Below are 2,470 nucleotides of genomic sequence, written 5' to 3' on the forward strand. Positions count from 1 at the left end.
GGCCGGCCCGGCGGCGACCGTCGTTGCCGCGCGATCGGCGGCCGGAAAACTTGCCGGCAAAGCGGCCCGTTGTGGCTTGAGGTTCATGGGCGGATTCTACCATCGGGGCATGCCCCCGCGCCCGCGCGCGGCCTGCCCGTCAAGGCGATTCAGAATCGAACCCGTACGTACCGCATGCCGGGGGAAGCGCCCGTTGCTTGTGGCAAAATGCCCCGCTTTCGACTGAGTGTTTCTTCGATGTCCAACCTGCCAGCTTCCGTCACGCAAAAGATCGTGTCGCTCATCGCGGCCGAGCTGTCCGTCCAACCCCGCCAGGTGGCGGCGGCCGTCGAACTGCTCGACGAAGGCGCCACCGTGCCGTTCATCGCGCGCTACCGCAAGGAAGTCACCGGCAACCTCGACGACACGCAGCTGCGCACGCTCGAGGAACGGCTACTGTACCTGCGCGACATGGAGGAACGCCGCGCCGCGATCCTGGCCTCGATCGAGGAACAAGGCAAGCTGACCCCCGAGCTGCGCACCGCGATCGAAGCGGCGGTCACCAAGCAGGCGCTGGAAGACCTGTACCTGCCCTACAAGCCCAAGCGCCGCACCCGCGCCCAGATCGCGCGCGAATGCGGGCTGGAGCCGCTGGCGCACGCGCTGCTGGCCGACCCGACGCTGGATCCCCAGGCCGAGGCGGCCAGGTACGTCAACGGCAAGCCCACCGCCGACGGCGGCGTGCCCGACGTCAAGGCCGCGCTGGATGGCGCGCGCGACATCCTGTCGGAGCAGTTCGGCGAGACCGCCGAGCTGCTGGGCAAGCTGCGCGAGCATCTGTGGTCCAACGGCGTGGTCACCTCGTCGGTGGTCGAAGGCAAGGAAACCGCCGAGGAAGAGAAGTTCCGCGACTACTACAACTACAGCGAGACCATCCGCACGATCCCGTCGCACCGCGCGCTGGCGCTGTTCCGCGGCCGCAATGCCGGCGTGCTGATGATCAAGCTCGGCCTGGGCGAGGAACAGGACGCGCTGGTGCCGCACCCGTGCGAGGCGATGATCGCGCGCCATGTCGGCATCCAGAACCTGAACCGCCCGGCCGACAAGTGGCTGGGCGACGTCTGCCGCTGGTGCTGGCGCGTCAAGGTGCAGCCGCACCTCGAAACCGAATTGCTGACGCAGTTGCGCGAGAGCGCGGAAGGCGAGGCCATCAAGATCTTCGGCCGCAATCTGCACGAACTGCTGCTGGCCGCGCCGGCCGGCCCGAAGGCGGTGATGGGCATCGACCCGGGCATCCGCACCGGCTGCAAGATCGCGGTGGTCGACGCCACCGGCAAGCTGCTGGAGACCGCGACGATCTACCCGCATGAGCCGCGCCGCGACTGGAACGGCTCGCTGGCCACGCTGGCGCGCCTGGCCAAGCAGCACGGCGTCTCGCTGGTGTCGATCGGCAACGGCACCGCCAGCCGCGAAACCGACAAGCTGGTGCAGGACCTGATGCGCCAGGCGCCCGAACTGAAGCTGACCAAGATCGTCGTCAGCGAAGCCGGCGCCTCGGTCTATTCCGCCTCGGAGCTGGCGGCCAAGGAATTCCCCGAGCTGGACGTGTCGCTGCGCGGCGCGGTCTCGATCGCGCGCCGGCTGCAGGATCCGCTCGCCGAACTGGTCAAGATCGATCCGAAATCGATCGGCGTCGGCCAGTACCAGCACGACGTCAACCAGCGCGAGCTGGCGCGCACGCTCGATGCGGTGGTCGAGGACTGCGTGAACGCCGTGGGCGTCGACGTCAATACCGCGTCCGTGCCGCTGCTGGCGCGCGTGTCGGGCCTGAACAGCGTGCTGGCGCGCAATATCGTCGAGTTCCGCGATGCCAATGGCGCCTTCCCCAATCGCGACGCGCTGAAGAAGGTGCCGCGGCTCGGCGACAAGACCTTCGAGCAGGCGGCGGGCTTCCTGCGCATCAATGACGGCGACAATCCGCTGGACCGCTCGTCGGTCCACCCGGAGGCCTACCCGGTCGTCAAGCGCATCCTCGACCATATCAAGAAGGACCTGCGCGACGTGATGGGCAACCGCGACGCGCTGCGCGGGCTGTCGCCGGCGCAGTTCACCGACGACACCTTCGGCCTGCCGACCGTGCGCGACATCCTCAGCGAACTGGAAAAGCCGGGCCGCGACCCGCGTCCGGAATTCAAGACGGCGACCTTCCAGGACGGCGTCGAGGACATCAAGGACCTGCAGCCCGGCATGGTGCTCGAGGGCGTGGTGACCAACGTCGCCGCCTTCGGCGCCTTCGTCGATATCGGCGTGCACCAGGACGGCCTGGTCCATATCTCGGCGCTGTCGAACAAGTTCGTCAAGGACGCGCACGAGGTCGTCAAGGCCGGCCAGATCGTCAAGGTCAAGGTGATGGAGGTCGACGTCAAGCGCAACCGCATCGGCCTGTCGATGCGCCTGGACGACGAGCCCGGCCAGAGCGGCAATCGCGCGG

The 2,470-nt window shown here is 68.0% G+C and carries 1 protein-coding gene; it reads left to right on the top strand.

The annotated features are described in order from the left end of the window. Positions 1-237: 237 nt before the first annotated feature. Positions 238-2,470, top strand: a 2,233-nt coding sequence (locus B551_RS16430) for a Tex family protein (protein WP_023264569.1), incomplete at its 3' end; no start/stop codon positions are given.

The organism is Cupriavidus sp. HPC(L) (assembly GCF_000307735.3).
Lineage (GTDB): Bacteria > Pseudomonadota > Gammaproteobacteria > Burkholderiales > Burkholderiaceae > Cupriavidus.